Source organism: Rufibacter psychrotolerans, from assembly GCF_016924645.1.
Classification (GTDB): domain Bacteria; phylum Bacteroidota; class Bacteroidia; order Cytophagales; family Hymenobacteraceae; genus Nibribacter; species Nibribacter psychrotolerans.
On the sequence record NZ_JAFFJV010000009.1, the window covers coordinates 357,374 to 379,776 of the forward strand.

Sequence of the window (22,403 nt, forward strand, 5' to 3'; positions counted from 1 at the left end):
AATCACCATACGTGAACATATGCAATCAGAAGTAAAGGAAACGCTGCAGTTGGAAGAGCTGGAGCAAGTGGCCAGGCAGGTGCGGCGCGATATCGTTAGAATGGTCCACGGCTGCCAGTCGGGGCACCCGGGCGGCTCTTTGGGCTGCACCGATTTTTTTGTGGCGCTCTATTTCAAAGTGATGAACCACAACCCCGCCTTTAACATGGATGGGGTAGGGGAAGACCTGTTCTTCCTGTCCAACGGCCACATCTCGCCGGTCTGGTACAGCGTGCTGGCCCGCTCGGGCTACTTTGACGTGAGCGAGCTCAAGACGTTCCGCAAACTGGACTCCCGCCTGCAAGGGCACCCCACTACCCATGAGGAACTGCCCGGCGTGCGCATTGCCTCGGGCTCCCTGGGGCAGGGCTTGTCGGTGGCCATTGGTGCCGCCCTCACCAAGAAGCTGAACGGCGACACCGGTCTGGTGTTCACGCTGCACGGCGACGGCGAGTTGCAGGAAGGGCAGATCTGGGAGGCCGCGCTCTTCGCCCCGCACAACAAAGTAGATAACCTGATCTCTACCATTGACGTGAACGGCCAGCAGATTGACGGCCCCACCGACAAGGTCCTGGCCCTGGGCAACCTGCGCGCCAAATGGGAAGCCTTCGGCTGGGACGTGCTGGAAATGAACGGCAACGACCTGGCAGACGTGATCAGGGTACTGGAACTGGCCAAAGCCAAGACCTTCAAGGGCAGACCCATCATGATCCTGATGCAGACCAACATGGGCCACGGCGTGGATTTCATGATGGGTTCCCACAAATGGCACGGGGTGGCCCCCAATGATGCGCAACTGGAGCAGGCCCTGGCTCAGTTGACCTGCAACCAGGAAGACTACTAAAGCTGGCTTCTTGGCGTGGGCTGCCGTTTTGGGCCTGGTTTTGCCAAAACTCCCCTAAAACGGACCGCCCCTCTTTCAGCTTGCAACTTAAGCGATAACCGCGTTACTACATGAAAAAATATACTTATACAGAATCTAAAGACACCCGCTCTGGCTTTGGGGCGGGGCTGGTGGAAGCCGGCCGCAGAAACGAGAACGTGGTGGCGCTCTGCGCCGACCTGGTAGGCTCCCTCAAAATGGGAGACTTCATCAAGGAGTTTCCCGAGCGATTTGTGCAGGTGGGCATCGCCGAGGCGAACATGATGGGCATAGCCGCGGGCATGACCATTGGCGGGAAGATCCCTTTTACGGGTACCTTCGCCAACTTCTCCACCGGCCGCGTGTATGACCAGATCCGGCAATCCATTGCCTACTCAGACAAAAACGTGAAGATCTGCGCCTCGCACGCCGGGCTTACCCTAGGTGAGGACGGCGCCACCCACCAGATCCTGGAAGACCTGGGCATGATGAAAATGCTGCCCGGCATGACCGTGATCAACCCGTGTGACTACAACCAGACCAAAGCGGCCACCATCGCCATCGCCGACCACCACGGGCCGGTGTACCTGCGCTTCGGGCGGCCGGTGATCCCGGTGTTCACCCCTGCCGACCAGGAGTTTGTGATTGGCAAGGCCTGGATGGTGAACGAGGGAACCGACGTGAGCATTATCGCCACGGGCCACCTGGTGTGGGAGGCGATCAAGGCCGGCGAGAAGCTGGCCGAAATGGGCATCTCCGCCGAGATCATCAACATTCACACCATCAAACCCCTAGACGAGGAAGCCATCCTGAAGTCGGTGGCGAAAACCGGCTGCGTGGTGAGCGCCGAGGAGCACAACCGCCTGGGCGGCCTGGGCGACAGCATTGCTCAGTTGCTCATCAGGAACACCCCGGTGCCCATGGAGTACGTGGCCGTGAACGACACCTTCGGGGAGAGCGGCACGCCCGAGCAGCTCATGAAGAAGTACGGCCTGGACGACGAGCACATCATCAAAGCCGTGCAAACGGTGATGGCGCGCAAAAAGACCGCAGCCCAGTAGCAGCTGCCGCTGCCGGCAGCGGTTTTTCTGGAAAAGTAAAGAATAGGATATAGGTGAAAAGGCGGGCTCTTCTGGAGCCCGTCTTTTTTTGGGGTGTTTTCCTGAAAACAGGCCCAAAACGGAGGTAGGCGCTGGGAGGGAAGAAACCATAACCCATTGAATACAGCTAGACAGGAACGAGCCGGAACTGCCGCCAACCAATGGGGTTAACTTTCCGGCAACAAAAAAGGCTGCCCCGCAACTGGGGCAGCCTTTTTCAGGTTTAAAAGGGACCGGTAAGAGCTTACACGGTTACCTTTCCTTTAGAGCGTGACTGGGGTTCTTTCTCCCACAGCGCTTCCATGTCTTCCAAGGATCTGCCTTTGGTTTCCGGCACCATTTTCCAGACAAACAGGAAGGACAAGACGCTCATCACCCCATAGAAACCATACGTGAAGGCGCCGCTGAACTCCATCATAGACGGGTAGGTGGCCGAGATAAAGTAGTTGGCGGCCCATTGCGCGGCCACCGCTACCGCTACCGCTTTCCCCCTGATTTTGTTAGGGAAGATCTCCGCGATCAGGACCCAGCAGATTGGCCCCCACGACATCATGAAAGAGGCCGTGTACACAATGATGAACACCAATGTGCTGATGCCGATGATCTCGTAGTAAGCGAAAGCTGAGATGGCAAACATGCCAATGGCCATGCCTACCGAACCCACCATCAGCAGGGGTTTTCTCCCCCATTTGTCTACCGTTACAATGGCCAGTACCGTGAAGAGTACGTTCACCACGCCCATCACCACGGTTTGCAGCATAGAGGCGTCTTTCCCGGCCCCCATGCTTTCAAAGATGCGGGGCGCATAGTACAGGGCCACGTTGATGCCCACGAACTGCTGGAACACAGACAGGAGAATGCCTATGATAATCACCATCTTCCCGTAAGACCAGAGGTTGCCCGAGTGGTGCTCTACGGTATTCTTGATGTCATCAAAGATTTTACGGGCGTTCACCGCACCATTCACTTTGGTCAGGATTTTCAGGGCCTCGTCATCTCTGTTGACCATGCTCAGGTATCTTGGCGACTCTGGCACAAAGAACAGCAGCAGTCCGAATAAACCGGCCGGAATGGCTTCTGACAGGAACATCCATCTCCAACCCACCTCGTTGAGCCATTCGGTCGTCTGGCCCTTGGCTATCCCCCAGTTCACGAAATACACCACCAGCATCCCGAAGATGATGGCAAACTGGTTCAGGGAAACCAGACGCCCCCGTAGGTTGGCCGGCGCAATTTCGCCAATGTACACCGGGCAAACGGCTGAGGCCAGGCCCACCCCAATACCCCCAATGATGCGGTAAAAGTTGAACATGTACAGCAGCCCCATGGTAGGCTCGCCTTCGTTAAAGAACAGGAACTCTGGGTAACCAGACCCCAAGGCCGATAACAGAAACAGGATAGCCGCTATGATCAGGGTATTTTTCCGGCCCAAGCGGGAGGAGAAAACCCCTGAGATAGCCCCACCTAAGATACAACCAATCAAGGCGCTGGAGATGGTGACCCCATGCACCCAGGTGCTGAGGCCCTGGCCCGTGATCAGGTAGGCCTGCACAGACTTTTCGGCGCCCGAGATGACGGCTGTGTCATACCCAAACAGTAATCCACCCAAGGTGGCAATCAAGGTGATCCCGGCAATGTAGGGAAGGTTTTGCCCCGCCGTTTCTTTTTCGGTCTTTATCATGTTAAGAGGGGTTTTAGGGAAGAAAGATCAAACCGCTTAGATAAAGCGGTTGATCAGGTTCTCCAGGTATTCTTGACGGCCGCTTTGTACCGCTGGCTCCCCGTTCTCCACGGCATACGCGCGCAGGTCTTCCAGGGTCAGTTTGCCTTGCTCGTACTCCTGGCCTCTGCCGTTGTCAAAAGAAGCGTAGCGCTCCTGGCGCACTTTCAGGAAATCAGACTTCTGCAGGATGTTGTCGGCGGTGATCAGGGCGCGGGCGAAGGTGTCGGCGCCGCCGATGTGGGCGTGGAACAGGTCGGCCGGGTCAGTGGAGTTTCTTCTGATCTTGGCATCGAAGTTCACGCCGCCGCCCTGCAGACCACCGGCCTGTAAGAACACCAGCATGGCCTCGGTAAGCTCGTTCAGGTTGTTCGGGAACTGGTCGGTATCCCAGCCGTTCTGGTAGTCGCCGCGGTTGGCGTCAATAGAGCCCAGTACGCCGGCATCGGCGGCCACCTGCAGCTCGTGCTGGAAGGTGTGGCCCGCCAGGGTGGCGTGGTTAACCTCAATGTTGATTTTGAAATCGCCCAACAGGTCATGCTGGCGCAGGAACCCGATCACGGTAGCGCAATCGTAGTCGTACTGGTGTTTGGTAGGCTCCATGGGCTTGGGCTCAATGAAGAACGTGCCTTTGAAGCCTTGTTTGCGGGCGTAATCTTTGGCAGTATGCAGGAAGCGGGCGAAGTGCTCCTGCTCGCGCTTCATGTCGGTGTTCAGCAGGGTCATGTAACCTTCGCGGCCACCCCAGAACACGTAGTTCTCACCACCCAGGGCAATGGTAGCGTCCAAGGCGGCTTTCACCTGGGCACCGGCGTGCGTTAATACGTGGAAGTCTGGGTTGGTGGAGGCACCGTTCATGTAACGGGCGTGCGAGAACACGTTGGCCGTTCCCCAAAGCAGTTTCACGCCGCTCTCCTGCTGCTTCTGCAGGGCGTACTCTACCATGGTTTGCAGGCGACGCTCGTTCTCCACAATGTCATTGCCATAGTCTACCACGTCCACGTCATGGAAGCAGTAGTAGGGCATGCCAATCTTGGTGATGAACTCAAACGCTGCATCCATTTTGGCCTTGGCGCGCTCAATCACATCTGAGCTGGCGTCCCAGGCGAAGTTGAGGGTAGGGCCCCCGAACGGATCTGATCCGTTGGCGTTGAAAGAGTGCCAGTAGGCCACCGCAAACTTAAAGTGCTCTTTCAGGGTTTTGCCCGCTACCACCCGGTTTTCGTCATACCAGCGGTACGCCAGCGGGTTGTCTGACTCCAGACCTTCAAACTTTATTTGACCTATTCCTTTGAAGTACTCTTGGTCTCCTAATGTGATTTTTGCCATGGTTTTGTGAAGTATGGTGTTGAAAATTAGTTGCTTAGTTGTTTTTGTAATAAGGTTTTCCAGTCCTGGTAGGCGGCTTCGTAGGCCTGGGTCTGGGTGGGTTCTATCACTTTCAGGCGCTCAAAGCGGCTGAAGGCTTCCTGCGCCGAGGCGAATACCTGGGCCCCAATGCCGGCTCCCAGGGCCGCGCCCACGCTGCCGTCGTTCTGGTATAATTCCACCGGTACGTGGGTGGCGTTCACGAAGGCCTCGGCGAACAGTTCGCTCAGGAACATGTTGGCGTTGCCCGCCCGGATCACCTGCGGGTTCATGCCGTTCTCGCGCATGATGTCCAGCCCGTAGCGGAACGTGAAGGCGATGCCCTCTTGCACCGCCCGGAACACGTGGGCCCGGGAATGCAGGTTAAAGTCCAGGTGGTGGAACTGCGCGCCAATGATGCGGTTGTTGAACACGCGCTCGGCCCCGTTCCCGAACGGGAAGATGCGCAGCCCCTGGCTGCCTACCGGCGTTTTCAAGGCTTCCTGGTTCATCTGCGGGTAGCTAAGGCCCTGGCCCATGTTTTCCTTCACCCAACTGTTCATGATGCCCGTGCCGTTGATGTTCATGAGCACGCCTACGCGCTTAGAGGCTGGGGTGTAGTTCACGTGCGCGAAGGTGTTCACGCGTGACTGGGGGTCATACACCAGCTGGTCGCTCACGCCGTAGATCACGCCCGAAGTACCGGCGGTGGCGGCCACCTCGCCGGGGTTGAGCACGTTCAGGGAAAGGGCGTTGTTGGGCTGGTCGCCCGATTTGTAGGCCACCGGAATGCCCGCTTTCAGGGAGAGGGTAGAAGCTACCTCCGGCTTCACCTGGCCGTGCGAGGAGAAGAGCGGCCGTACCTCGGGGATAATGTCTGCCCCAAACCCGAAGAAGTTCATGACATCGGCCGACACCTCGTCTTTCTGGAAATCCCAGAAAATCCCTTCCGAGAGGGCCGAGGCGCTGGTGGTGATGTCGCCCGTCAGCTTCATGGCAATGTAGTCGCCGGGTAGCATGATTTTGTAGATCTTGCTGAACGTTTCGGGCTCGTTTTCCTTCACCCAGGCCAATTTGGCGGCGGTGAAGTTACCCGGCGAGTTCAGCAACCGCGATAGGCTCTGCTCCTGGCCGATGTGCTCAAACGCCTGGTTGCCGTAGGGCACCGCGCGGCTATCGCACCAGATGATGGAGTCGCGCAGCACGTTCTGGTTTTGGTCCACCACCACCAGGCCGTGCATCTGGTAGGCAATGCCGATGGCGCCAATGTCCTGGGGGTTGTACGCCCCGGTGGCGTTCACTTTCCGGATGGCCTGTTGGGTATGCTCCCACCACATCTCGGGCGACTGTTCTGCCCAGCCGGGTTGCAGGGAGGTGATTTTGGATTCCGTGTCGGGGTACTGGGCCGAGGCCAGGCTTTTCTGGGTATTAGCGTCTACCACAGAGACTTTGATGGAGGAGGTACCTACGTCTATTCCTAATAAGAGCATACAGGACTTTGGTTCTTAGTGAGCGGTTTACGCGGGCAAGTGCTTGCGTAAGAGGTACGGATTCCTCTGGATTCAGATTTATGCCAACGTTGGCATAAGTTTACGCGTAAATTTTGAGAATAGAAAATTTATGTTCCAATTTCCTGCTTTTTCTTACAAAAAAAGGCCGGTTTGCCGGGGTTTGCCGCCAACTTTCTATTTTAGTCCTGTCTTCGCCGAGCTTTTTACGGGGCTAGAAAACATGAGAATGCAAGAAAACAGCTATATTGGTCACCTGTTTAGTAGCCGTTTTTCAGGGTTTTTCCTAAAACCATAAGGAATAGCGCAGTTGGTTAGCATTTTCTGAACGGCGTGGGCTGCCCCATGCGTACATCTCTGTTAAGTTGAAAAAGACCACCATCCACGACATTGCCCGCGAGTTAGATGTAACGTTCTCCACCGTGGCCCGGGCCCTCAACGACCACCCGGCCATCAGCGCGGCCACCAAGGCGGCCGTGCTGGAAACCGCCAAGCGCCTCAATTACCAGCAGAACAAACTGGCCTCCTCGCTCCGGTCGGGCCGTACCAACGTCATCGGCATCATTGTGCCCAGCCTGGATACCAGCTTCTTCAGCTCGGTGGTGCACGGCATTGAGAAGGTGATGAACGAGAACGGCTACAACATCCTGCTGTACCAAACCGGCGAGTCGCTCTCTCAGGAGCAGAAAGGCCTGGAGACCTTCCTGCAGTCCAGGGTAGACGGCATCCTGTCGTCGGTTTCGGCTGAGGCCGAGGGCTCAGAGCTCTACTCAGAACTGCGGAAACGCCAGGTGCCGCTCCTGTTCTTTGACCGGGCCATCAAGGAATTGGCGGTCCCCTCGGTCACCATCAACGACTACCAGGGAGGCTATGCCGCCACCGAACACCTGATCAAGCAGGGCTACCAGCGCATTGCGCACATCACCTCAGACCAGAACCTGACCATCTTCAATGAACGGTACCGGGGCTACCGCGACGCCCTGCACGACCACGGGCTTTCCGTTTCCAAAAAGTTGATCTTCAAGGGAAAGATAGCCCTGGAACTGGGCAAGGCCTCGGTGCAGCAGTTGTTAAAGGACAAAGTGGCGTTTGATGCGGTTTTCTCGGCGGAGGACTACACCGCCATGGGGGCCCTGCAACAGCTGCTGGAAGCCGGCATCCGGGTACCCGAGCAGGTGGGCGTGGTGGGTTTCGCCAACGAGGCGTTCGGGGCGTTCGTGACGCCTTCCCTTTCTACCATAGACCAGCAAACCGTGCGCATGGGCGAGGAGACCGCCCGCTTGTTCCTGAAACTCTGCGGCAGCAAAGACTTCTATGGCTCAGCCCCCGAGCGCATTGTCCTGGACCCCATCCTGGTTCCCCGTAAATCGTCCCAGCCCCAGTAGCGGTTCTGTTTTTGCCGCTGTTTTGAGGCTCTTTTTAAAGAACTAGGCCATAAACAGGCAAAAGGCCAAGTACCCAATGCCGTTGAAGCTATGTCGGTTATTTAGCCCCAAAATCGCCCTCGCTCGCCTCTGGCGAGTGTGAGTCATTGGGCGGCGTCCCGCCGCTTGGGTTGTATAAACTCCTTCATCATCCCCATCATCCCCAAACTTTGCCTAGTGGCCAGAGGCCACCTGATAGCGCACACTCGCCAGAGGCGAGCGAGGGATAAAATTGTATGGGTGGCTGGGCTACAGGACACTGCACAAGGGAGCACAAGAAAGAGAAGAACGGGAGGTGGTGTGTCTTTATCTTATTTATTATGTAAAGTATCTAGCTAGGCTTTCCATCTTTTCTCAGTATACTGGACCAGGCCGCAGGAGGATATTCCCAATGAACCGTTAATTTTGCAGCATGGGTTTGAACATGGCATCACTGGCATCGGGGAGTAACGGCAATTGCTATTACGTGGGGAATGAAAAGGAGGCGGTCTTGGTGGATGTGGGCATTTCGTGCCGCGAGACCGAGAGGCGCATGCAGCGGCTGGGGCTCTCCATGGAGAAGGTAAAAGCCATCTTCATTTCCCATGAGCACACAGACCACATCAAGGGCTTACCAGTCATAGCCAAGAAGTACAAGATACCGGTGTACATCACGCCGGCCACCTTGCAGGGGCTGCGCGGTGGGGTGGAGCCACAGCTGGTGCGGGCTTTCCGGGGGTACGAGCCCGTGGAGGTGGGCGGCCTGTCCGTTACCGCTTTCCCCAAGTACCACGATGCCGCCGACCCACACAGCTTCATTGTTTCGGGCGGAGGGATCAACGTGGGCGTGTTTACCGATATCGGAACGCCCTGTGACCACGTTATCCGCAACTTCCAACAGTGCCACGCCGCCTTTCTGGAAACCAATTACGACGATGACCTGCTGGACCGGGGGCATTACCCGTACCACCTGAAAGCCCGAATCAGGGGAAACCACGGGCACCTCTCTAACCGGCAGGCGCTCAATCTTTTCACCGGCTACAAACCCGAATTCATGAGCCATGTGTTGCTGGGCCATTTGTCCAGGGACAACAACCACCCGGGGCTGGTGCAGGAATTGTTCACTGCGCACGCTCAGGACACGCTGGTGGTGGTGGCCTCCAGGTATGAGGAAACCAGCGTGTATCATATTGAAGGAGACCCTATCCCTCTTGCCGAGCGCCCCGTGGTAGCCCCTGTGCCAGAGGCAGTGCCTGCGCCCAGCCCACCTGTAGTGCAGCAGCTATCGCTTGAGCTGTTCTAACCCCACTTAGTCTTTAAGGAGAAAGGGGGACTTCGCGGGCGCTCAGCTTAGAAAGTTGGACTGGAGCGGGAGATGGTTGAAGCCCATAGCAGGTAACGATCTAAGTAGAAGCCTGTAGAATCCTCCATTCAGCCTACTTCTTCTGCACAAGTTGTGTTTTTAGGCCAACCTTAGAAATGCTTCCTACGTTTTGATACCCATATACCAACTTATTAACCCAAATAAAGCTATGGACGTATCAAACTTGAAAGAAAAAGCTGACAACTTTAACCCAGACCATAAAGAAGGACCAGTAGCTCGCCACATTGAGGAGTATACTGCCAAGTTGCCTTCTGATTTGTTCCTGTGGGCTGCCCTTGGATCAATGGCTGTTTCGGCTACCCTGAAAATCATGAAAAAAGATGACGAAGCGCTGTTTGTAGGACAATGGCCCGCGCCTTTCCTGCTGCTGGGGCTATACAATAAGCTTGTAAAAGTGAAAGGCTCAGACGGCGAGAAAGACGGTCCAAACCGTCCGGCCGGCGCTAACGCCGAGGTAAGAGGCGCCGGACGTTAATTCGACCCATCGCCCAAAACCACAAAGGGGAAGCATTTGCTTCCCCTTTGTGGTTTTGGGCCTGTTTTGCCAGAAATCGGCCCAAAACAGAAAGGTTGCGTTGGCCCTGGAAACGCTAGGGCTGGGGCCTTTTCTTGGTGCCCCTAGTGGGAGGTGCCGAGAGCGGGTCATCGGGCCAGTGGTGTTTGGGGTAGCGGCCGCGCAGGTCTTTTCTAACGTCAAAGTAGCCGGTGCTCCAGAAGCTGCGCAGGTCGCGGGTGACCTGTACGGGGCGGGAAGCCGGGGAGAGCAGGTGCATGAGCACCGGCACCTTGCCGCCGCCAATACGCGGCGTATCCAGCAGCCCGAAGACTTCCTGCAAACGCACGGCCAGCACGGGGGCGTTCACGTCTGCATAATCCAGGGCGATGCGTGAGCCGCTAGGCACTTCCAGGTGGGAAGGAGCCAACCGGTCCATTTCCTGCCGCTGTTCCCAGGTCAGATCGGCCAGCAGAATCTCCTTAAAATCTAATCTAGCCACCTGGTCCAGGGTTCTCAAGCCTACCAGGTGCGGCAGCAGCCATTCTTCCAGGGTCGCCTCCAGGTGCGGTTCAGAGACATCGGGCCATTGGTCGGGCCACAAGTGGTGCAGAAACGCCAATCGCCTAAGCGTTTTTTGGGCATCCTCCGACCACGGCAAACGCTGAATCCCTTTTTCCTGCAGACCTTGCAAGAGCGCTTGGGCTACGGTCTCCTGGTCTGGGTTCTGAAGGGTGGTTTCCTCTAGAATCAAGGCTCCCAAACGGGTAATCTGCCGGGCGACCACTTTTTCAGTAGCGGCATCCCAGCGTACCTCCTGTACTTTCTCCAGCTGGCCGGCAAAGTGTTGGAGCAACTCTTCCCTGGAAACAGGGGCGGCGGTGAGCACCCGGGGTTTGTTGCCCAGCTCCAGGTGCGCCACGGCGTAGAACTCGGCTTCGCCGAACAACTCGGTTTGCAGGGAGGCCCGCTGCCCTGAGACCAGTCGCACCCGGCCGGAAGCCTCGCGCTGGGCCAGCCGGTCGGGGTAGGCCAGGGCGGTCAGCAGTCCGGTGGCATCCAGGTTGAGGGGCGCCCGTTTCTCTTTGATCCGCTGCCGAAGGTTCTGGGCCTGTTCCCGTATTTTCCGGACGGTATTGGCGTCTACGGTGTACCCCGGCGTAAGCGGGGACTGGCCGTCTAAGATCTCCAGGCGTAGGGGCAAATCTGGGAGCGGGTCTGCCCAGGAAATCTGCAGGGGCTTGAGAATGTCACGGTCCGAGAGGAGGGCAGCCAAGTCGCAGGCGGTGGTGCCCAGCCCCAAGGCATGTCCGCGCATGACCAGATGCCCTAAGCGGGGCGATAACCCCAGAGCGGCCAGGGCTTTCCCGTGGGCGGTGGCTTTCCCGTTCTGATCAAGGGCTTCTAACCGAACCAACAGGTCGCGGGCCAGAGCCAGCGCAGCCGCGGGCGGAGTGTCCAGCCATTTCAGATCGGTGGCCTCCTTTGCGCCCCAAATGGCAAGTTCCAGGGCCAGACCGGTTAAGTCGGCCTCGCAGATCTCGGGCGTCTGGCGGTCGGCGAGCTGTAGTTGGTCGGCCGAGGACCACATGCGGTAGCACACGCCCGGCCCTAAACGGCCCGCCCGGCCCCGGCGCTGGTCGGCTGCGGCCAGGGAGACCGGAATGGTGGCCAACGTAGTGAGCCCAATGCGCGGCACGAATTTGGGCACGCGGGCGTACCCGCCGTCAATTACCACTTTCACGCCCTCAATGGTCAAACTGGTTTCGGCGATGCTGGTGGCCAGCACTACTTTGCGCCTTCCGGCCGGAGCAGGCCGAATGGCGGCTAGTTGCTGCGACAGATTCAAGTCGCCGTGCAACAGGTGCAGGTCAATCGTAGACGGCAGTTTTTCTTCCAGCGCTTGGGCTACGCGGCGCATCTCGCCCATGCCGGGCAAAAAGACCAGTACATCGCCCCCGGGTTCCTGCGCCAGTGCTTGACGGATGGCTTTGGGTACCAGGTTGTTCAGGCGTTCTGCCGGACGGTGGCCGGCCGAGGCGACTTCGGCGGGGGAAAGGTACTTTGTTTCTACGGGGAATTGGCGGCCCTCGCTTTTCACCACGGGCGCTTCCAGCCAGGTAGCCACCGACTCGGCATCCAGGGTGGCACTCATCACCAACAGGCGCAGGTCGGGGCGCAACACAGCTTGGGCATCCAGAGCCAAAGCCAAGCCTACATCAGCTTGAAGGCTGCGTTCATGGAACTCATCGAAGATAATGGCGGCAATGCCTTCCAGGGCCGGATCGCTCTGCAGCAGGCGCGTGAGGATTCCCTCGGTGACTACCTCAATCTGGGTTTTGTCCGAAACGATGTGCTCCATGCGCACCCAATAGCCCACGGTCTGGCCTACTTCCTCGCCCAACAGATCAGACATGCGCTGGGCGGCGGCCCGGGCGGCCAACCGGCGGGGTTCCAGCATGAGGACCTTGCCGCCGGCGCGCCATTCTGCCTCCAGCAAGGCCAGGGGCACCAACGTGGTTTTCCCGGCTCCGGGAGGCGCCTCCAACACGGCGCGGGTGTTTGTTTCTAACGCCGAAACCAGTCTGGGAAGCGCTTCCTTGACGGGCAATTCGGGTAAACTGGATAGGAGGGAGCTACGTGACATGTACCCGCAAATTTCCGGATTCTCCCGCTAAAGTCCTTACCTCCCCAGTATTTTCTTCCGCAGGTGATCATGATCTAGGCAGAGCATTCTGTTTCAGGGGGCTTTTCAGGAAAAGAGGCTGTTTTTACGGAGTAGCGGTTGCCACTGGGAGCCACTGCCGGTGGAGGGCTTGGCGGTTGAGTGGGAATTTAAAGGGACGGAAGCTGGATGCGATAATGCAAACTGCGGTGTGCTTAAACCCACCCCCGCCCCTCCCAGGAGGGGAGTTTCTGCACTTGTAATTCTTTCTTTTAGGAAGAAAACTAATCTATTGGTGGGCAACTTCTATCTTCTGAAACTAACCAACCGCCTAAGTGGGAAACTCCCCTCCTGGGAGGGGCGGGGGTGGGTTAGTCGCTTTTGATTCAGTCCCGGTGGTTGATACACGCGATATGGTTTAGGGTACCAAATCAGGCGATAAAAGGGCGTTTTAAGCCTGTTTTACAGAAAACGAAGCTAAAACCGGTGTGCGGCCAGCGCTGCTATAAAACAAAAAAGCCTGCTCCGGGGAGCAGGCTTTGCTGAAAGCAAAAAAATACCGCTATTCAGCTTTTTCGTTGATGTAGCTCTTGGCCAGATCGTTCAGGAGCGTGTCGGTTTTTTGCTCTTCTTCCAGGGTTTGTCTGAGCAACTTGGCGGCCTCTGCGTGGCCCAGGCGCTCGGCGAAGTGCGCGGCGGTACCGTAACCGGCAATCTCGTAGTGCTCCATGCGCTGGATGGAGGCAATGAGGCCCGCGTCTTTTACTTCAGGGGTCGCATCTTCTTCAATGGTTTCTTCGCCTTCTTCCACCAGGCCTTCCATGGCTTTGCACTTCATGCGGCCCGGGCTGGTACCCACCAGCTCGCATACTTTCTCCAGACGCTCCTTCTGGGCCCTGGTTTCTTCCAGGTGCGTTTCAATGGCCTGCTTCAGCTTCTCGTCCTCGGTGGCTTTGATCATCTTGGTCATCGCCGCGATGCCTTGTTTCTCGGCGCTGTAAAGGTCTTTCAGTTGGTGCTCAAACAGGTCTTCTAATGTCTTTAACTTAGCCATAACGGTATAGGTTCTTTTGGTTAGTATTTGTACTTGCTATACGGGGCGGTATTTAAAGGGTTAAGCCACCCGGCTGGACAGCGGGATGATTCTCCTTGTATTCTGACGCTTGATAGTCTGGAAAAAGCGCCATTCCCTATGCCGTAACTGCTTCTAGCGCAGGCAGCCGGAGTGAGTCAAACTGGTCTGCCAGGAGCGGCCTGCTTTTTCGGGTTCCCGTAATTTTTGGAACGCAACTTGTACTATACTGCCCCAAACGCTCGTAAGAGAAGAGGGCGAAAGGACGAGGGACTGGCAGAAAATTGGTTCAGAAAGGCTATCTTGTAATGGGATAGCCAGAAAGGAGGAGAACATGACACACAACATCTGGAAATACTTTGGCGGATTAGGTTTGATTGCCGTGACCCTGCAACTCTGCAGCCAACAGCCTCTGCAAGTGGTGGGTGCCGGTGCCAACGAATCTGGTCCCGCGTTGGTGCGGGAAGGCGTAATCAAGGCGCCTACGCTGCCTACTTCCCTGACGTTTGCCGGGGAGCCGGTTCCGCTGGACGTGCCCGATGTGGCCGAGCGTCTGGACCGTGAGTTGCTGGTGAACTCCTATTTGCAGGCCACCACCCTGCTGGGCCTGAAGCGCATGCAGCGCTACCAGCCCGAGATAGAGCGCCTGCTCCGCGAGAATGACATTCCGCAGGATTTTGTGTACCTCTCCCTGGCTGAAAGCCTGTTCAGTCAGGTCACCTCACCGGCCGGAGCCTCGGGATTCTGGCAGCTCATGCCCGACACCGCCCGGGGCTATGGCCTCCTGGTGAACGGCGAGGTAGACGAGCGCTTCCACGTAGAGAAAGCCACCCTGGCTGCCTGCCGGTACCTGAAATCGGCGAAGAAAAAGTTTGGTACCTGGACCAACGCTGCCGCCGCCTATAACCGGGGCGTGGGAGGCATTGACCGGGCGCTAGAGCGGCAGAAAGTAAGCTCTTACTATGACCTGTACCTGAACGACGAGACTTCCCGGTACATGTTCCGCATCCTGGCGCTGAAAGAAATTCTGGGCAATCCGCAGAAGTACGGCTTTGAGTTGCCCAAGGAACAGGGCTATGAGGTCCTGCCCTCCCGTACCTTCAAGGTGACCTCTACTATTCCTGACCTGGCCCAATTTGCCGTGGAGCAGGGCACCAATTACAAGACCCTCCGGCTGTACAATCCCTGGATCAAAGCCTATAAGCTCACCGTGGCCCCCGGTAAAGAGTTTGAGTTGCTTCTGCCTGAGAAATCATAGATTTTTATCCTTCTCAAACTGCGCTTGACAAGAACTTACCGTTCATTTCAGAAGCCGGGAAACAGGCTGAACCGGATTTTCTTCTTTGTTGATAGGGGCTGCGTTGGTTAGTAATTGGATTCGTTTCTGAGCAGTTTTCTGGAAAACAGGTCAGAAACTAGAGTATTTGCAAACTTTGCCAAAGGCGCTTCTGCAATAAGGATACATAGAACAACGAGTTAAAATAGGAGAGTAGTTTATGCCCTTTCATACTGAAAGGGCATAAGTCTTTAAGGGCGGTATCTCTCATCAGGGATCTAAATAAAAACAATTCGGGGCTGATTTGACGAAAACAGCCCCGAAACGTTTCTACTTTCAGCGCACGTCTACTTCTTTCCCACCGCATTGTTAGGCTTCATGAGCTTCCGCTGGAAGAAATCGGCGGTAGCCAATCCTACTTTAAGGGCATTGGCGTGGCTCATCCAATGGTGGGTGTCATCTACAATCACCATGGTCTCGTAGGGCACTCCTTTGGCCTCCAGGCGCTGCACCAGATCGGTGCTTTGGCTGAATTGTACGTTACGGTCATCGTCGCCGTGAATGATCAGAACGGGCGAGGTCCAGCCGTCCACGTGGGCGGTTACCGATGACTGCCAGGCTACTTTGGAGGCCAGGTCCGCATCTGGGGCACGCTCGTAGCGGTCTGGAGCAGTGATCCCCAAGGTTCTGGTAATGGTGCGGTCATGTACGCCGTGAATGTCAACGCCGGCCGCGAAAAGTTTAGAGTCTTTCGCCAGAGCCATGGCGGCCAGGTACCCGCCGTAGGAGCCGCCGTAAATCCCGATGCGGGAAGCGTCTACCTGCGGCTGCTGAGCCAGCCATTCACCGGCGGCTTTAATGTCCTGATACTCAGAATTGCCTTTGGTGTTGGCGTTCTCGGGATTCTGGAAGTCGTAGCCGTACCCGATGCCCAGACGGTAGTTCACCGAAAGCACCACAAACCCCAGGTTGGTCAAATATTGGTTCAAGGCGTACACATTGGAATAGTACTCTGAGTAGTTCCAACCCAGTAACATCTGCCGGGAGGGTCCGCCGTGCACATACACAATGGCCGGTTTCTTGCCGCCACCTTTGGGTTCAAAAAGCTGCCCGTGGATAGTTGTGCCATCTGGGGCTTTAAAAGTGACCTGTTTGGGGGTGACCAGTTGTTTGAAGGGCAGTTGAGCAGGAAGCAGGCTTTCTCCCAGCAACGTGGGTTTTCCTTTTTTGAAAGGCATCATAGCAGGCAGGGGATGGCGCTGGGATGTGGCACTGAAGTATACAATTGAATTTCCGTCACCCGTAACCACCGGAGTCCATTCCAGGTCAGTTCCTGGCGTAAGCACTTCCATGGCTGCTTTGTCTACGGGTACTCGCGCCACGTGCCTCCGGTCTATGTCTTGCTTGTCTGGGCCGGAATTGGCACTGAATACCAGCCATTTTTTATCGGGGCTCAGGCGGATGTGCTCGGCCATGAAATTGCCGGGCGTGAGCAGCAGCGCCTTTCCGCCGGTTGCCGGAATAGAGTAGAGGTGGGGCCAGTTGTCCTGGTAAGAGAGGAACACAATGCGGTCATACGCGGCCCAGTGCAGGTTTGCACCACCGTGGGTGCCGGGAAACGAACCAGCCAGGGTTTTGGGAGCTTCCCACAGTTTGGAGGCTTTGCCGGTAGAGACTTCGGCCGTCCAGATAGACCAGGGCTGGTGTCTGGGGGCCAATACCGAGTCTGGGGCTCCGCCCATGCCCGGAGTGCGCACAAACACTATCTGCTTTCCGTCTGGTGACCAGCGTGGATTCCGGTCGCGGGTGAAGGACGGGGCCAGCCAGGTAATAGGTGTTTCTGCATTGGTGAAGACTCCAATGAACGCATGGTCTCCGCGGTTAGAAACAAACACCAACTGATCTCCATTGGGCGACCATTCCAAGGAACCGTTAGTGCCTCTAGCCGAAAACAACTGCTTGGCCGGTGCAGAGCCGTCCAGGGGCACTCCCCACACCTGTCCGTTTTTGGTGAAAGCAAGGGATTCTCCCTTAGGTGAGATGGCTGGGTTTTCGCCTTCTCCCAAAGCTTTCGGTTCGCCTCCGGTAAAAGGCACATTCCAGATCTGCACTTTAGGAGTGACTGGACTGAAGGAAGTGTTCACAGGCGCCTCCTCGTTCCAACTTGATCCGTGGTCCCCACCCCGTACATACACCACCCATTTCCCGTCTGGCGAAACCGAAACACTGGTGAGTTCCTGTCCATCGTCCTGCAGATAGTTGGTGAGCCTACGGGGAGCGAAATCTGGCCCCTCGGCCACGTAGATGTTCCGTTTACCCTGTTCATCAACTGCCCAGGCAATTCGGGAACCCTGTGCTGAGGCGGTGAGTGCGGTAGGGAAAGGATAGGCCTTAACTGCCTCAAAAGAGAACTTCTGAGCAAACGAAGAAAAGACTGTTAAAAACAGAAGACAGCAGACGAGCAAAGGGGAAATGTGTTTTCTCATAGGATGAAACGGAACGGGGGTTATAGATTATCAGTCCTAAATCTAAAATAGATTTTTATTTTCCGGCTTATTCTTAGAAGGTTAGCGGAAAATTATCTAATGCCGGTAACAGGCTGCTACCTGTAAAACTGGTTTTGTTCGGTATAAACTATTTGAATTAGGAAGGGCACAAAGCCAGTTAGGTATTAAAGGCGGGGTTAGTTAACTTAGGCAATAATTAGGAAGGTTGGCAAGAGGAAAACGTTAGGGGAAGATAAAGAAGATTCTATGGCACCATTGACCCTTTTGAGAGAAGCAGAAGAACGACTGATTGAAGCGATCCGGGAGGGGAAACAGGAAGCCTTCGGGCTGCTGTATGACGCCTACGCTCCGGTGCTCTTAGGGCTGATCTCGCGCATTGTGCAAAATACCGAGGTAGCGGAAGAGGTGCTGAAAGAGACGTTCCTGGCCATCTGGTCCCGCATCCATATTTTTGACCCTTCCCAGAGCCGGTTTCTAACTTGGGGTTTAGCCATGGCCCGGGGAATAGCGCTGGAGGCACATAAAACCGGCAAATATGCCCATCTCACCTTTGGCAAGAAAGACGAAGCCCCTGTTACACCAGAGGCAGCCAAGAAAACAGATCAACCGCAGGAGAGCCAAACAAAAGAAGTTTTCTGCCAATTGCAGCCACAGGAAAATGCCATCCTCGATTTAATTTACCACAAAGGCTACTCCTGCCAGCAGGCGGCCGAAGCTTTGAATATCTCTCAGGAAGAACTCAAAAGCCAGCTAAAATCGGCTTTCAAACACATAGGAGCGGAAAGAACAGCATGAACCCCATCACTGACTATATTGAATCCGGGATTTTAGAGCTGTACGTCATGGGAGTTACCACCCCAGGTGAAACCCAGGAGGTGGAGCAGATGGCTTCTGCGCACCCTCAAATCCGCGAAGAGATTGAGACCATCCGCCACACCCTGGAAGCTTACGCCCTAGCGCATGCCGTGGAGCCTAAAAGCACGGTAAAGCCGCTCGTGCTGGCCACCATTGACTACATGGTGCGACTGCAGCAGGGAGAACCCGTTACCTTTCCGCCGGTACTTTCTCCCGAATCCCGCCAGGAAGACTATGCAGCCTGGTTAGAGCGTGAAGACCTGCAGGCTCCTGCTGAGTTAGAAGACATTTATGTGAAGATCATCGGCTACTCGCCCAATGCTACCACCGCCATTATCTGGATCAAAGGCGTAGCCGAGGAAGAGATCCACCATGATGAACATGAGCGATTCCTTATTTTGGAGGGTACCTGTGACATTACCGTTGACGGGAAGGTCAACCACCTTTCTCCCGGCGACTTCTTTTCTATTCCCCTGCATCAAACGCACAAAGTGAAAGTTACTTCAGAGGTGCCTTGTAAGGTAGTTCTGCAGCGGTTGGCGGTGTAGGGTAAGGGTAGTCTTTATTTGTTAAGGTCAGTTCCCCCTTTTTTATACTATTGATAATTTATTGGAGTATGGCTGCTTTATAGGCGTTCCAAATTTAGTTATGATTCAGTATTACTAAGGAATTATATGTTCTTTCATACATATTTCATTTATTTTATGAAATATATACCAAGTTGTAGGTATTGAATGATAAAGAATCAAACTTTATCTTGTTGCTGTAAATATTATAAATATTGAAATTTTAGCGATAAACAATTTAATACCATTCTTTTTTAAATCGTATTAGAATAAAAAAACATAAGTAAGTCTTCTGAAAAGCCCGCAAGATATAGGCTGGAGCAGCCTGTATAATCATAAATTTATTCCTCCTCAAAACGGATAACTTATAACTAGTTAAGCCGCCTCCTCTCTGTTGCTTAAATTGTATCATATCAATTTATTTTAATTGTGGTTACATAATGAGTGTGGCGGAAATACTTAATAGTGTCCTTGCCTGGTCTAGCCAACGCATAACATATCTGACTAAAAGATTAGAGATTCAGGATTCATATACCTCATTGCTGAAGTCCTTATTAGAAGCAGAACAAAAACGTCATATCGCTGAACTAAAGACTCTGCAATTAGAAAGAGAATTACAGGTGCAGCGTGAAAAGTTAGGGCGGGATCTACATGATGGTTTTGGCTCACAATTAACTCACCTAATTTCAAGATTGGAATTGCTGGCTTATCATAAATCGCCTGATCCCAATCAACTTCTACGATTAAGTGAGTTCACCCGTGAGATGAACCATACTCTTCGTGAAACTATCTGGTTACTTGACCAAGAGCAGATTACAGGAGAAGCTTTAGGAGGGCGTATGCATGGACTTTTACTAAAAGTTTGGGAAGATCGTGAATTGCCATACTTAAAATGGCAATTTCACGATTTGGGAAAAAAATCAGAGGTGCGACCCTTAATAGCAATGCACTTATTACGCATTGCTCAAGAAGGCACAATAAATGCATTGAAATATGCATTTGCATCACAAATAAATGTAACATTAGAGATCTCCCAAACAGATACTTCGCTTACCATTACAGATGATGGTCAAGGTTTACATGATGTAACTTATACAAATGGTTTTGGGCTAAACAACTTACGCAAACGAGCAGAAGAAGTAAATGGCACTTTCTTTATTAATTCTACTGCTTCAGGTACCTACATCAAGGTTGTACTCCCTCTAAATGCATAAAAATACGTCATTTGCCGTATTTACAAGGTGCTTTTTACAAAGTACCTTTCATTTATAAAGCAAATCCTATTTCTACTTTGATGCAAATAATAACCGTCGGAATAGTGGAAGACAATGCCCAACTGGGGCAGGACATCAGGGATAAGCTGGTTTTAAGCAAAGAGGTAGAAGTACTGTTTGAAGTGCGAAGTGGGCATCTGTTATTTCAAACTTTACAAAAAGGCACAGTGCCGCATATATTGCTAATGGATATTCAAATGCCCGAAATGGATGGCATTGAAGCCACGAGGAAAGCAAAGCAACAGTACCCAGACTTAAAAATTGTAATGCTGACGGTGATGGACGACGAGAAAAAGCTTTTTGAAGCCTTACAGGCCGGAGCTTCGGGTTATATGCTCAAAGACGCCAAGCCGCACCAAATATTGAATGCCATTTCTGATGTGCAGGAGGGAGGATTGCCGCTTTCGCCTTCGTTAGCTAGGCAGGTGTTAAGTTATTTAAAAGGTGAAAAGGTAATTCCTAAACCACCTATAGCAGCTTTAGAAGTTTTAAGTAAGCGGGAAATGGAGGTGTTGGAATGCTTAAAGCGGGGTTTGGCGGTAAAGCAAATATCAGAAGAGCTGTTTATTGCAAATAAAACTGTCAGGAAGCATTTGGAACACATTTATGAGAAATTACAGGTGCACTCTGCTAATGGGGCAATTATGAAAGGGTTGTAATCTCAGGCAAGGCAAAAGAGTCTTTGAAATTTCAAATCTTTATAGAAGAACATAAAAAAATATTATAACAATAAAGAATATATAAACCTAATTCTATAACTCCGATCTATCACCTGCTAATTTATAAGTGAGGGATAAAAATAAGAGGATTATAAACTATATAATATTCAACTATTTATGAAACTATTTACTATAGGTGATAGCATATCTCAAGGATTTATGTCGATGGCTGCTGCCAGAACTGACTTATCATATTCATCACTTATAGCTGAAGTAATGGGTTTAGTTCCAAAGAGTTACTATTATCCCGAATGGGCAGTAGGAGGAATGCCTATTAATCTAGAAAATCTGTTCCGAAGGCTTAGTAAGAAAATGAAAAATCGGATAGATTTCTGGGAATGGCCAAATATGCTTATTGGAATAAATCAATTTTTAGATGAGGTAGAAGATTATTATGAGCGAGGCCTAGGCCGTGAAGATGCAAAGTATGATGGAGAAGGAGACTTTTATCATAACATAGCCATCCGAGGATTTAACGTTGGTGATAGTTGGAAATTAACTTCAGAATTATGCTTGAAATATATCAAAGAAGCTAGAGAAGCACGTGATCAGGTGTTTGCAGCTCCTAACCAAAGTTTCTATCGTACCGCTTTGAAAGTACTTAATCCTAAACTAGAGGATAAGTACATGAATTTTACTCAATTAGATTGGCTTGAAAAACATTCTGAATCTGATGATGGATTAGAAAACTTGTTTTTGTGGTTGGGTCCAAACAATGCTTTATCAACTTTGCTGGACATGGAGATTCGCCAAACAAGAGGTGATGGAACTATTGTAGAGATGAGCTACGAGGATAGATCCAATGCAAATTATAATTTATGGCATCCTGATGATTTTATAAATGAATACCAGCAATTGATTGAAAGAGTCGATGCTGCTATGCAAAAGAATAAATATCAGAATTGGAAGGTTTTTGTAGGAAATGTGCCATTAATAACTATAGCTCCTTTTGCGCGTGGATTAGGAAAAAAGACGAAAACGGATACTGGTATATATTATGATTTTTATACTTACTTTCCTTACGATAAGGATTCGTTAGCAAACAATAAGCACCTTCCTAAACTAAGTAGAGAAGATGTTATGTTTATAGATGCATCAATAAGACGTTATAATAAGGGTATAAATAAGATATTGAATGATTTGAATAATAAGTACCAAACCAATGAAGGAGTAAAACGATATTTTGTTATTGATGTTGCCGAAATATTATCCCAGATGGCTATAAAAAGAAATAATGGAGAAGTAAAGTATGATTTTCCTGATTACGTGAAAATGCGTTATCCGGTGGTTAATACTAAATATTACCAAACTGACAATCAAGGAAGAATAAAGCAAGGTGGTATATTTAGTTTAGACGGTGTTCATCCTTCGGCAATTGGCCATGGCTTGTTAGCTTACGAATTTATGAGAGTTATGGAAAAAGCAGGTGTTATATTTTCAGAAAAATCAGCTTTACAATGGGATAAAATTTATGCCAGTGATACCCTTTATAGTACTCCAATCCCGCTAGTGAATGAATTATTTGAACATGATAAACTAAAAGAATGGATAGCGCCTTTTTTAAAGCATTTTTTGGAAAAATAAAAATGTTTATAAAAGGTTTGTGTTTTATA

General features: G+C 52.7%; 17 protein-coding genes. 11 read left to right on the top strand and 6 right to left on the bottom strand.

Going from position 1 to position 22,403, the window contains the following annotated elements:
* The first annotated feature begins 19 nt into the window (after positions 1 to 19).
* Together JT718_RS10435 and JT718_RS10440 are read left to right on the top strand one after the other, a co-directional pair.
* Complete coding sequence (locus tag JT718_RS10435) at positions 20 to 883, top strand: transketolase (protein WP_205502412.1); 864 nt, start codon at positions 20 to 22, stop codon at positions 881 to 883.
* 110 nt (positions 884 to 993) lie between these two features.
* The gene (locus JT718_RS10440) at positions 994 to 1,962 is read left to right on the top strand and encodes a transketolase family protein (RefSeq protein WP_205502414.1); all 969 of its coding nucleotides are present in this window, start codon (positions 994 to 996) and stop codon (positions 1,960 to 1,962) included.
* Positions 1,963 to 2,245: 283 nt separating this feature from the next.
* Here JT718_RS10440 and xylE read toward each other — a convergent pair whose 3' ends face one another.
* Genes xylE through JT718_RS10455 form a run of 3 tightly spaced genes read right to left on the bottom strand, consistent with a single transcriptional unit; the run spans position 2,246 to position 6,558 of the window.
* Positions 2,246 to 3,682: a D-xylose transporter XylE gene (gene xylE / locus JT718_RS10445; RefSeq protein ID WP_205502416.1), complete on the bottom strand. Its 1,437-nt coding sequence runs from the start codon at positions 3,680 to 3,682 to the stop codon at positions 2,246 to 2,248.
* A gap of 36 nt (positions 3,683 to 3,718) precedes the next feature.
* A complete protein-coding gene (xylA, locus tag JT718_RS10450) occupies positions 3,719 to 5,050 on the bottom strand; it encodes a xylose isomerase (RefSeq protein WP_205502418.1) in 1,332 nt (443 codons plus the stop codon).
* Between the two features lie 26 nt (positions 5,051 to 5,076).
* Positions 5,077 to 6,558: a xylulokinase gene (locus JT718_RS10455; protein ID WP_205502419.1), complete on the bottom strand. Its 1,482-nt coding sequence runs from the start codon at positions 6,556 to 6,558 to the stop codon at positions 5,077 to 5,079.
* A gap of 383 nt (positions 6,559 to 6,941) precedes the next feature.
* Between JT718_RS10455 and JT718_RS10460 the strand changes: the two genes are divergently transcribed.
* The 3 genes from JT718_RS10460 to JT718_RS10470 all read left to right on the top strand — a co-directional run bounded on the left by JT718_RS10460 (position 6,942) and on the right by JT718_RS10470 (position 9,838).
* Positions 6,942 to 7,961: a LacI family DNA-binding transcriptional regulator gene (locus tag JT718_RS10460; RefSeq protein WP_205502420.1), complete on the top strand. Its 1,020-nt coding sequence runs from the start codon at positions 6,942 to 6,944 to the stop codon at positions 7,959 to 7,961.
* Between the two features lie 451 nt (positions 7,962 to 8,412).
* Positions 8,413 to 9,282: an MBL fold metallo-hydrolase gene (locus JT718_RS10465; RefSeq protein WP_205502422.1), complete on the top strand. Its 870-nt coding sequence runs from the start codon at positions 8,413 to 8,415 to the stop codon at positions 9,280 to 9,282.
* 229 nt (positions 9,283 to 9,511) lie between these two features.
* The gene (locus tag JT718_RS10470) at positions 9,512 to 9,838 is read left to right on the top strand and encodes a hypothetical protein (protein ID WP_205502423.1); all 327 of its coding nucleotides are present in this window, start codon (positions 9,512 to 9,514) and stop codon (positions 9,836 to 9,838) included.
* A gap of 115 nt (positions 9,839 to 9,953) precedes the next feature.
* On the opposite strand, the gene hrpB is transcribed toward JT718_RS10470, so the two are convergent.
* Entirely contained in the window at positions 9,954 to 12,503 is a 2,550-nt protein-coding gene (gene hrpB / locus JT718_RS10475) for an ATP-dependent helicase HrpB (RefSeq protein ID WP_205502425.1), read from the bottom strand.
* Positions 12,504 to 13,083: 580 nt separating this feature from the next.
* On the bottom strand, positions 13,084 to 13,575 hold the full coding sequence (locus JT718_RS10480; RefSeq protein ID WP_205502426.1) for a YciE/YciF ferroxidase family protein: 492 nt from the start codon (positions 13,573 to 13,575) through the stop codon (positions 13,084 to 13,086).
* 352 nt (positions 13,576 to 13,927) lie between these two features.
* Between JT718_RS10480 and JT718_RS10485 the strand changes: the two genes are divergently transcribed.
* Positions 13,928 to 14,851 carry a lytic transglycosylase domain-containing protein gene (locus JT718_RS10485; protein ID WP_205502428.1) on the top strand — a complete coding sequence of 308 codons (924 nt, stop codon included), beginning with the start codon at positions 13,928 to 13,930 and terminating at the stop codon, positions 14,849 to 14,851.
* Between the two features lie 365 nt (positions 14,852 to 15,216).
* Here the strand turns inward: JT718_RS10485 and JT718_RS10490 are convergent, their stop codons facing one another.
* Entirely contained in the window at positions 15,217 to 17,355 is a 2,139-nt protein-coding gene (locus JT718_RS10490; RefSeq protein ID WP_205502429.1) for a S9 family peptidase, read from the bottom strand.
* Positions 17,356 to 17,622: 267 nt separating this feature from the next.
* Here JT718_RS10490 and JT718_RS10495 point away from each other — a divergent pair, with 267 nt between their 5' ends.
* The 5 genes from JT718_RS10495 (at position 17,623) to JT718_RS10515 (ending at position 22,374) form a co-directional block, all read left to right on the top strand.
* A complete protein-coding gene (locus tag JT718_RS10495; protein WP_205502431.1) occupies positions 17,623 to 18,171 on the top strand; it encodes an RNA polymerase sigma factor in 549 nt (182 codons plus the stop codon).
* The gene (locus tag JT718_RS10500) at positions 18,168 to 18,779 is read left to right on the top strand and encodes a cupin domain-containing protein (RefSeq protein WP_205502433.1); all 612 of its coding nucleotides are present in this window, start codon (positions 18,168 to 18,170) and stop codon (positions 18,777 to 18,779) included. Before JT718_RS10495 ends, JT718_RS10500 begins: the two co-directional genes overlap by 4 nt.
* Positions 18,780 to 19,237: 458 nt before the next feature.
* Positions 19,238 to 20,011 carry a sensor histidine kinase gene (locus JT718_RS10505; RefSeq protein WP_205502434.1) on the top strand — a complete coding sequence of 258 codons (774 nt, stop codon included), beginning with the start codon at positions 19,238 to 19,240 and terminating at the stop codon, positions 20,009 to 20,011.
* 11 nt (positions 20,012 to 20,022) lie between these two features.
* On the top strand, positions 20,023 to 20,730 hold the full coding sequence (locus JT718_RS10510) for a response regulator transcription factor (RefSeq protein ID WP_205502436.1): 708 nt from the start codon (positions 20,023 to 20,025) through the stop codon (positions 20,728 to 20,730).
* 177 nt (positions 20,731 to 20,907) lie between these two features.
* Positions 20,908 to 22,374, top strand: a complete 1,467-nt coding sequence (locus JT718_RS10515; protein WP_205502438.1) for an SGNH/GDSL hydrolase family protein — start codon at positions 20,908 to 20,910, stop codon at positions 22,372 to 22,374.
* The last annotated feature ends 29 nt before the right edge of the window (positions 22,375 to 22,403 follow it).

What these genes read in the sequence shown, in the direction of transcription:
- JT718_RS10465 (WP_205502422.1), top strand. Translation starts at nt 8,413, where the DNA reads ATGGGTTTGAACATGGCATCACTGGCATCGGGGAGTAACGGCAATTGC.
- JT718_RS10490 (WP_205502429.1), bottom strand. Translation starts at nt 17,355, where the DNA reads ATGAGAAAACACATTTCCCCTTTGCTCGTCTGCTGTCTTCTGTTTTTA.
- JT718_RS10440 (WP_205502414.1), top strand. Translation starts at nt 994, where the DNA reads ATGAAAAAATATACTTATACAGAATCTAAAGACACCCGCTCTGGCTTT.
- JT718_RS10455 (WP_205502419.1), bottom strand. Translation starts at nt 6,558, where the DNA reads ATGCTCTTATTAGGAATAGACGTAGGTACCTCCTCCATCAAAGTCTCT.
- JT718_RS10485 (WP_205502428.1), top strand. Translation starts at nt 13,928, where the DNA reads ATGACACACAACATCTGGAAATACTTTGGCGGATTAGGTTTGATTGCC.
- xylA (WP_205502418.1), bottom strand. Translation starts at nt 5,050, where the DNA reads ATGGCAAAAATCACATTAGGAGACCAAGAGTACTTCAAAGGAATAGGT.
- JT718_RS10515 (WP_205502438.1), top strand. Translation starts at nt 20,908, where the DNA reads ATGAAACTATTTACTATAGGTGATAGCATATCTCAAGGATTTATGTCG.
- hrpB (WP_205502425.1), bottom strand. Translation starts at nt 12,503, where the DNA reads ATGTCACGTAGCTCCCTCCTATCCAGTTTACCCGAATTGCCCGTCAAG.
- JT718_RS10500 (WP_205502433.1), top strand. Translation starts at nt 18,168, where the DNA reads ATGAACCCCATCACTGACTATATTGAATCCGGGATTTTAGAGCTGTAC.
- JT718_RS10435 (WP_205502412.1), top strand. Translation starts at nt 20, where the DNA reads ATGCAATCAGAAGTAAAGGAAACGCTGCAGTTGGAAGAGCTGGAGCAA.
- xylE (WP_205502416.1), bottom strand. Translation starts at nt 3,682, where the DNA reads ATGATAAAGACCGAAAAAGAAACGGCGGGGCAAAACCTTCCCTACATT.
- JT718_RS10480 (WP_205502426.1), bottom strand. Translation starts at nt 13,575, where the DNA reads ATGGCTAAGTTAAAGACATTAGAAGACCTGTTTGAGCACCAACTGAAA.
- JT718_RS10495 (WP_205502431.1), top strand. Translation starts at nt 17,623, where the DNA reads ATGGCACCATTGACCCTTTTGAGAGAAGCAGAAGAACGACTGATTGAA.
- JT718_RS10470 (WP_205502423.1), top strand. Translation starts at nt 9,512, where the DNA reads ATGGACGTATCAAACTTGAAAGAAAAAGCTGACAACTTTAACCCAGAC.
- JT718_RS10505 (WP_205502434.1), top strand. Translation starts at nt 19,238, where the DNA reads ATGAGTGTGGCGGAAATACTTAATAGTGTCCTTGCCTGGTCTAGCCAA.